A 7,496-nucleotide genomic window follows, 5' to 3' on the forward strand; every position below is an offset into this window, starting at 1 on the left:
GTTCGGCACGAGGTTGTCACCCATGTCTTAGGTACAGTCTGTTACCTATGTCTCCGGGTCGGACACGAGAAGAAATGGCGGAGAGGATGGGATTCGAACCCACGATACGCTTTTGACGTATACTCCCTTAGCAGGGGAGCGCCTTCGACCACTCGGCCACCTCTCCGGTGCGGCCTGATTATTTCGGATGCAGGGGGATTGCAAGGTCTTTTCGAGGCGGCAGGCGAATTGCCCGTGAGATGGAGGAGGCACCCGCCTCCCCCTCAATATCCCGAACGTCCGCCGGAGCCCGGAACGCCGCGGCCGTAGCGGGCGGCAAGCGAGCGAAGGGCGCCGGCGAACTCGGCCACGTCGGAGCCGACGGCGACGAAGCGGGCGCCGAGATCGATGTAGCGCAGGTTGAGCGCTTCGTTGAACGTCAGGATGCCGGCCGCCTTGCCTGCGGCGGTGATCGTGCCGATGGCCTTCTCGATCACCTCCTGCACCTCCGGCGCCTCGATGCGGCCGATATAGCCCATGTCGGCGGAGAGATCGGCCGGGCCGATGAAGATGCCATCGATCCCATCCACAGCCGCGATGTTTTCCAGATCGGCGATCGCGGCTCTGGTTTCGGCTTGCACGAGGAGGCAGATCTCATCCGCTGCCGTGTCGGCATAGTCGGGAATCGTGTTGAAGGCGGAAGCGCGCGCGACGGCGGCGCCGACGCCGCGGATGCCGTGGGGGGGATAGCGCACGGCGCGAACCAACTGGCGCGCCTGCTCGGCCGAATCAACCATCGGCACCAGCAGCGTGCGGGCGCCGACATCGAGCAACTGCTTGATCATCCACGTCTCGCCCATCGGGGGGCGGACGACCGCTTCGGCCGGAGACGCCGACAGCGCCTGCAACTGCGTCATGATGCTGCGCAGGTCGTTCGGTCCGTGTTCGCCGTCGATGACCAGCCAGTCGTAGCCGGCCGTGCCGGCAAGCTCCGCCAGCAGCGGTTCGCCGGTGTTGAGCCAGAGGCCGATCTGCGGCCGACTGCCCGCGCGGAGGGCGGCCTTGAAGTGGTTCTTGGGTGCTGGCATCGCGAATGTCCTAGGAGAGAAGTTGCTTCAGATCGGCCGCCGGATCGACGAGGATGACGCGGTCCGGTCGAGGCCCATGTCGAGGAGTTTCTTGCCCGTCACATAGGCCTTGGCATCGTTGACGGCATCCACGGCGACGAAGCGGCCCTCGCGGAAATACCAGATGGAGACGCTGCCTTCGCGCATTCCAGGCCGTACCAGGGTTTCGTCATAGCCCAGGTTGAAGCCGGCGATCTGCAGCTTGAGGTCGTACTGGTCGGACCAGAACCACGGCTTCGGATCGTAGGGCGCGCCGCCGCCCGCCAGGACGCCAGCGATGGCCTCGGCCTGATCGACGGCGTTCTGCACCGATTCGAGGCGGATGCGCGTGCCCTTCCACGAAAGGAGCGTACAGTCCCCGGCGGCGTAGATCGACGGATCCGATGTGCGGCCGAAGGCATCGACCAGCACGCCGTTGCCGACATCCAGGCCGCACTCCCTGGCCAGCCGATCGTTCGGCGTCACGCCGATGCCGATGATGGCGAAATCAACGTCGATCACGCTTCCATCGCAAAGCTCCGCGCCGCAGACACGGCCGTCCCGGCCGAGCAGGCGCGCGAGGCCGGTGCCTTCGCGGATCGCCACGCCGTGCTGCAGGTGGACGGTTCGGATGATTTCGGCCGTCCGCGCCGATGCGACGCGTGACAGGATGCGGTCGGCCATTTCGATCAGCGTGACCTCCACCCCGAGATGCCTCGCGACCGCGGCCGCCTCGAGCCCGATATAGCCGCCACCGATCACCAGCAGGCGGCGACCCGGCCGCATTTCGTGCGCGAGGGCATCGGCATCACGCTTGTCGCGCATGAGGTGAACGCCCTCCAATCCGCCGCCGACGGAAGCCGGGAGCGTTCGAGGCGAAGCTCCGGTTGCGAGCACGAGGGTGCCGTATGCCAGCGAGGAACCGTCCTGCAGGAGAATCCGCCTTGCCGCCCGGTCGATCCGCTCCACATGAGCTGAAAGCCGCAGGTCCACGTGATGGTCGGCATACCAGCCTGCGGGCCGGAACGTCAGGCGATCGAACTCCATCTCTCCCATGAGGTATTTCTTGGACAAGGGCGGGCGCTGGTAGGGAGGCACGTCCTCCGCGCCAACAAGAGTGATCGGCCGCTCGTCCTTGAGCGCCCGCAGCTTTGCCGCCAGCGCAAAACCCGCCTGCCCCGCCCCAACGATAACCAGTCCGTCCGTCAAACGACCGCCCTTTCTGCCGACGCCGATCTTGCGACCGGCAGGGGTAGCCGCGACCTGCCGCGGCGTCAACCGGCGGGCCGGCCCGGCAATATGGAGAGACGACGGTTCGCCTGCGGCCATTTTACCCGCATCTGCGCAATTTGCAGGGGGACGTTCAGGATGTGTTAGTCCAAGCAGGCTAGAATTGTGCCGTGAGGAGACAGAAGGAGGGTGTCATGCCCTTGAACATGGACCGCGATCCCAAACAGAACATTCCCCGCGACCAGGTCTTCGAGAAGTTCGCCATCGACCGGCCGGGCAAGATCATCTTCGTCGGCCACCACCTCAGCACCAAGACCCACCTGCGCTGCCTGATCCGCACCATCTCGCTCTACGGCGCAGATCTGGAGGTGAGCCCGCATGTGCCGGTCCCCAACAATTTCTTCCTGGAGATCCTCGGCATCCATGACGACATCGGCTGCACGCTGATCCGCCGCGAGGCGGAGAAGGTGACCGTAGGCTTCAACATGCTGATCGACCCCGAATTCCTGCACCACGTCATCCGCCTCGGCTTCGATATCGATTGAGGCGGCCTGGGCGGTAAAACATCCGCCGGTACGTCCTTCGGCTGCCTTCACGCGGAACTGCCGACATCATCACGATCAATGGGATCGCCCAGAGGAAGGGCTGCCATTCCTTCCCTTCCAGCGGATCTGCAAGGGGAGAGCGCCGCCTCTTTTGCGCCTGGCCATGAAGCGCCAGCCATATCTGCATCCAACCCAGCCGCATCGTCACTCCTCCTGATGGCGTGGGCCTCAGGTGGATTTTGACGAGCATCGCTTGTAGACGGGGATAAGAAACGTTCATTTCACCGGTGAAAGATGCGCGTCCGCCTTCGGTCGGCTAGGATGGAGCCATGACCGAACCGGAATGGGACGATCTCAAGCTCTTCCTCAACGTCGCCAGGGCCGGCGGCCTCGGTGCCGCGGCCGCGCGCACCGGGATCAGCGCCCCGACGATCGGCCGCAGGATGCTGATGCTGGAGCGGGCCACGGGGCGCACGCTCTTCGTGCGCAGCCAGCGGGGCTACCGGCCGGCGCCCGATGGGGAAGTGCTTCTGGCGCATGTCAACGCCATGCAGGAAGCGGCAGGCAAGATCGCCGAGTGGCGCGGGCAAGCCTTCGCGCTGCCCATCGTCTCCATTGGCGCGGATGCCTGGCTCTCGAAGCTGATCGCGCAGGAGACATCGGACATCCGGGCATCCTCGGACCCGTTCAGGCTCTGCTGCCAGATGCATCGTGCCGGCATCGACTTCACCTATCGGCAGACCGATGTCGGCCTGATGCGCGAGCGGCCCGAAAACGGCAACCTCGCCATCCGCAAGTCGGTACAGGTGACCTATGCCGTCTACTCCTCCGCGGCCCTCAGAAAGGCGACGCCGCCTTGGGTGTCGCTCGGAACGCAGAGCGCCTATTCCCCGGCGGACCGGTGGGTGTTCGAGCATCATGAGGGAGAGATAAGGACCTGGGCCAATTCTCCCGAGCTGTTGCTCCAACTCATCATCGCCGGCAACGGCCGCGGCGTCCTCCCGTGCTTCGTCGGAGACGCGCAGCCGGGGCTGAAGCGGCCAAGCCCTATCCTTGAGGATCTGTCCTATACCCTGTGGATCGTCGCCCATGACGACGACCGGCACCGGCCGGAGATGCGGTTGGTCATGGACCGGCTCGCCGCGCTGTTCAAGCGGCTGGCTCCTCGCCTGGCCGGGCGAACCGACTGAGGCTTCGCGGGACTTGCGTGCGGGGACAGCGGCCCTATGGTGTGCCGATTCCACCAGCAGGTCCCTCAACATGTCCGCATTTTCCCGTTTCACCCCACTGATCCAGTCCCTCCCCGCCTCGGTGCCGTTCGTCGGACCGGAAGCGATCGAGCGCAACCGAGGGCTTTCGGTCAAGGCGCGTATCGGCGCCAATGAAAACGGCTTCGGTCCCGCTCCGTCCGTGCTTCGGGCGATTGCCGAGGCGGCTCCGGAGACCTGGAAATACAACGACCCGGAAAACCATGCACTGAGGCAGGCGCTCGCCGCACACCTGGGCTGCCGGCCGAACAATCTCGCCATCGGCGAAGGAATCGATTCCCTGCTGGGCCAGATCGTGCGGCTGGTCATCGAGCCCGGAATGTCCGTCGTAACCTCGCTCGGCGCCTATCCGACCTTCAACTTCCATGTGAACGGCCATGGCGGCCGGCTCGTCACAGTTCCTTACGTGAACGACCGCGAGGACCTGGACGGCCTTCTGGCGGCCGTGCGCCGGGAAAATCCGCCGCTCGTCTACTTTGCCAATCCGGACAACCCGATGGGAAGCTGGTGGGATGCCGACAGCATCGTCGACTTCGCCCGTGCCCTGCCAGAAACGACGCTCCTCATCCTGGACGAAGCCTATTGTGAAACGGCGCCCGAAGGTTCGACGCCGCCTGTCGGTGCACTGATCGACCAGCCAAACGTGATCCGTACCCGCACCTTCTCCAAGGCCTACGGGCTGGCAGGAGCCCGCATCGGCTACGCAATCTCCACGCCGGGGACGGCCGCGGCCTTCGACAAGATCCGCAACCACTTCGGGATGGCGCGCATCAGCACCGCCGCGGCGCTGGCTGCCCTGGAAGACCAGAGCTATCTGCGGGAGGTCCTGGAGAATATCGGGCGGTCCCGCGAGCGCATCGGCCGCATCGCCCGCGCCAGCGGCCTGTTGCCGCTCCCGTCCACCACCAATTTCGTCGCCGTCGATTGCGGTCGCGACGGCGCCTATTCGAAAGCCATCGTCGACAGTCTGATGGAGCACGGCGTGTTCATCCGCATGCCGGGCGTCGCGCCTCTCAACCGGTGCATCCGCATCAGCACCGGGCCCGAGGCCGACATGCTCCTGCTGGAACAGGCGCTGCCTCAGGTCCTGAAGACGGTCTGAGGTTCCGCGGGCGGGCGGGCGCTCAGTGCATCGTCATCCATTCGCGCGCGGCGCGAAGAGCGGTCGCCAGCTCCGTCTTGCTCATCGTCTGGGCCAGATCGGCACGGAGTTCCGCAGCACGGTCCGAGCCCTTGATCGCTGCGATGTTCAGCCACTTGTGGGCCGAAACCAGATCGACGGGGCAGCCGCGGCCAGTCGCATACATCAGTCCCATTTCGCAGAAGGTATCGGCGCGGGTTTCGCCGCCCATCGCGGCGTATTCGGAATTCTGCATTTCAAAGCGTGCCATCGTCTTTAATCCCTGTTCGAAGCCTGTTGCTTTGGCATGTCCCTGTTCTTCACCCCCTTTTCGGGAGCCTTCCGGAGTGCCGTCTCGCGCGGCTGTTTTCTCCGTCAGGCCGGCGGATTTTCCGCTCGGTTGTTGAGAGGGACTATGCGGCAGACCTTCCAACAGTCGGCTAAAAGGCATGATTAATTGTGAGAAAACAAAATACAAATGCTTGGTAAAATTGGGTTTTCGTTAAACATCGGACCGCCTGCCCCACCTGACATCCACTGAAATTTTTACGAAAACTTCAGATCCGCATTTAAACGCTCCACTAACCATCCTGGCGAGTGGCAGCGAACCGCGGCTGTCAGCCGCCGTAGCCGCGCTCCATGCGAAATTCGATTTTTGCCGCGCCTATCTCCGTTTACCTTTACGTGCGCGTAAGCTACTCTTTCGATCCTTGCCTTTTGGGCAGGCTGGAGGAACCGGTCCGCAGATAAGGACCGCAGGGATGGAGAAGATGATGATGCGTCATGTACTGGTGGCGGCCGCTTTCGTTGCGATGGCCGGATTTGCTCAGGCGGCAGAGCCCCTGGAAGGCAACTGGAAAACCGCAAGCGGCGAAACTGCGGCGATTACCAAGTGCGGCAGTGCCTATTGCGTTACGTTGAAGACCGGCAAGCACGCCGGAAAGCAGATCGGCAAGCTCGCCGGCACGGGCGGCAGCTATACGGGCGAAATCACCGACCCCGCAGCCGACAAGACCTATAGCGGCTCCGGCACCGTCAGCGGCAACTCGCTGAAGATGAAGGGCTGCGTCATGAAGATCCTGTGCAAGACCCAGACCTGGACAAGGCTCTGATCGAGAGGCGGCCCAAGGGCGCCGCATAGTTTGCGGCGCCTGCTTCCTTGTTGATGTTTCCGTGTCCGGCACGCTCATCGGGAGGCCGGACGCGAGTATCCGGTTCTGTAAAAAATTTGTGAAGGTTCTTGCACCGCCCGTCTGGTGCCGGCTCGCCCAGGAAGCGCCACATTTCGAGCGGGTGGGCGCGGCCCTTTCCACCATCGCTAGAATTCCCGATCTCTCATATAAAACCCCATGACAAATAACAACTTTATCTGTCCCGACAGGTGAACGGTCAGAGGGTGGCCCGCCCTGATCGACCGGGACCTGGGCCGTGTTCCCTCATGGGTTGAGGCAGCCAAGCCCGATGATGATTGTCAACGATGCGTTGACAGCGGATTCCATTTTCTGGTCTTCCGAACCGATCGTTTCGATCCGATATGTCAGCCAGCAAGCAGCACTGCTTCGCTCATGCCTACAAGGAATTCGAAATGACCAAGTCTCTCACACCCGTCGCCGCCGCCCTGATCGCCTCCGCAGCCTTCGGCACCGCGGCGCTCGCGTCCGGCGAGTACTATCAGGGTCTCTACCCGGAAGCGGCAGCAACCGTGGACACCTTCCAGACCAGCAGCGTCCGTGAGGCCTCGACCGCTCCGCGTCAGGACGCAGCCGTTCAGGTGGCCGGCGAAACCGTCGACCATGGCGACTACTACGAGGGCGCAACCCGCCCGAACTGAATAACGCGGTCCATTCAAGATCCCGGCTATCCCGTGCCTCAGGTCGCAAACTTTCCGGCACGGCAGCCCCACCTAAAGAAGGAAATATCAAGATGACCAAGTCTCTCACCACCACCCTCGCCGCAGCCCTCATCGCTTCCGCCACCTTCGGCGGTGCAGCAGTCGCAGCCGGCGACTACTACGAAGGCATCTCCAAGGACGCCGCCACCAGCCGCATCGACCGGGTGCAGACCAACAGCGTCGGCGACCGTGCGGATTTCGTCGGCCAGGACGTGCGCCAGGCGCCCGATCATGGCGACTACTACGAGGGCGCAAATCGCCCGAACTGAATAACGCAGTCCATTCAAGATCCCGGCTATCCCGTGCCTCAGGTCGCAAACTTTCCGGCACGGCAGCCCCACCTAAAGAAGGAAATAT

At 63.5% G+C, this 7,496-nt stretch carries 8 protein-coding genes, 1 tRNA gene and 1 pseudogene; 6 read left to right on the forward strand and 4 right to left on the reverse strand.

The annotated features are described in order from the left end of the window. Nucleotides 1-75 precede the first annotated feature (75 nt). The 3 genes and pseudogenes from RTCK_RS03260 to RTCK_RS03270 form a co-directional block, all read right to left on the reverse strand. Nucleotides 76-166: transfer RNA gene (locus RTCK_RS03260), tRNA-Ser, on the reverse strand. Between the two features lie 97 nt (nt 167-263). Beyond that, complete coding sequence (locus tag RTCK_RS03265) at nt 264-1,067, reverse strand: aldolase/citrate lyase family protein (protein ID WP_142521282.1); 804 nt, start codon at nt 1,065-1,067, stop codon at nt 264-266. Nucleotides 1,068-1,077: 10 nt separating this feature from the next. Then, nucleotides 1,078-2,294 (reverse strand): annotated as a pseudogene (locus RTCK_RS03270) (NAD(P)/FAD-dependent oxidoreductase). Nucleotides 2,295-2,509: 215 nt separating this feature from the next. Between RTCK_RS03270 and RTCK_RS03275 the strand changes: the two are divergent. The 3 genes from RTCK_RS03275 (at nt 2,510) to RTCK_RS03285 (ending at nt 5,230) form a co-directional block, all read left to right on the forward strand. Then, a complete protein-coding gene (locus RTCK_RS03275) occupies nt 2,510-2,860 on the forward strand; it encodes a hypothetical protein (RefSeq protein ID WP_142521284.1) in 351 nt (116 codons plus the stop codon). 329 nt (nt 2,861-3,189) lie between these two features. After that, nucleotides 3,190-4,050: a LysR family transcriptional regulator gene (locus tag RTCK_RS03280; protein ID WP_142591588.1), complete on the forward strand. Its 861-nt coding sequence runs from the start codon at nt 3,190-3,192 to the stop codon at nt 4,048-4,050. 70 nt (nt 4,051-4,120) lie between these two features. After that, nucleotides 4,121-5,230: a pyridoxal phosphate-dependent aminotransferase gene (locus tag RTCK_RS03285; protein ID WP_142591590.1), complete on the forward strand. Its 1,110-nt coding sequence runs from the start codon at nt 4,121-4,123 to the stop codon at nt 5,228-5,230. A 22-nt stretch (nt 5,231-5,252) separates the two neighbouring features. On the opposite strand, the gene RTCK_RS03290 is transcribed toward RTCK_RS03285, so the two are convergent. Then, nucleotides 5,253-5,519, reverse strand: coding sequence for an SEL1-like repeat protein (locus RTCK_RS03290; RefSeq protein ID WP_142521287.1), 267 nt, complete (start codon nt 5,517-5,519; stop codon nt 5,253-5,255). Nucleotides 5,520-6,021: 502 nt separating this feature from the next. Between RTCK_RS03290 and RTCK_RS03295 the strand changes: the two genes are divergently transcribed. From RTCK_RS03295 to RTCK_RS03305, 3 genes are all read left to right on the forward strand, one after another. Further along, complete coding sequence (locus RTCK_RS03295; protein ID WP_142591592.1) at nt 6,022-6,360, forward strand: DUF2147 domain-containing protein; 339 nt, start codon at nt 6,022-6,024, stop codon at nt 6,358-6,360. A 473-nt stretch (nt 6,361-6,833) separates the two neighbouring features. Beyond that, complete coding sequence (locus tag RTCK_RS03300; RefSeq protein WP_142521289.1) at nt 6,834-7,079, forward strand: hypothetical protein; 246 nt, start codon at nt 6,834-6,836, stop codon at nt 7,077-7,079. 92 nt (nt 7,080-7,171) lie between these two features. Beyond that, nucleotides 7,172-7,408: a hypothetical protein gene (locus tag RTCK_RS03305; RefSeq protein ID WP_142591594.1), complete on the forward strand. Its 237-nt coding sequence runs from the start codon at nt 7,172-7,174 to the stop codon at nt 7,406-7,408. The last annotated feature ends 88 nt before the right edge of the window (nt 7,409-7,496 follow it).

This window comes from Pseudorhizobium endolithicum (assembly GCF_902153245.2).
In the GTDB taxonomy this organism is placed as follows: domain Bacteria; phylum Pseudomonadota; class Alphaproteobacteria; order Rhizobiales; family Rhizobiaceae; genus Neorhizobium; species Neorhizobium endolithicum.

Excerpts from the sequence above, each read along its gene's own strand:
- RTCK_RS03265 (WP_142521282.1), bottom strand. The coding sequence starts at position 1,067 with ATGCCAGCACCCAAGAACCACTTCAAGGCCGCCCTCCGCGCGGGCAGT.
- RTCK_RS03275 (WP_142521284.1), top strand. The coding sequence starts at position 2,510 with ATGCCCTTGAACATGGACCGCGATCCCAAACAGAACATTCCCCGCGAC.
- RTCK_RS03280 (WP_142591588.1), top strand. The coding sequence starts at position 3,190 with ATGACCGAACCGGAATGGGACGATCTCAAGCTCTTCCTCAACGTCGCC.
- RTCK_RS03285 (WP_142591590.1), top strand. The coding sequence starts at position 4,121 with ATGTCCGCATTTTCCCGTTTCACCCCACTGATCCAGTCCCTCCCCGCC.
- RTCK_RS03290 (WP_142521287.1), bottom strand. The coding sequence starts at position 5,519 with ATGGCACGCTTTGAAATGCAGAATTCCGAATACGCCGCGATGGGCGGC.
- RTCK_RS03295 (WP_142591592.1), top strand. The coding sequence starts at position 6,022 with ATGATGCGTCATGTACTGGTGGCGGCCGCTTTCGTTGCGATGGCCGGA.
- RTCK_RS03300 (WP_142521289.1), top strand. The coding sequence starts at position 6,834 with ATGACCAAGTCTCTCACACCCGTCGCCGCCGCCCTGATCGCCTCCGCA.
- RTCK_RS03305 (WP_142591594.1), top strand. The coding sequence starts at position 7,172 with ATGACCAAGTCTCTCACCACCACCCTCGCCGCAGCCCTCATCGCTTCC.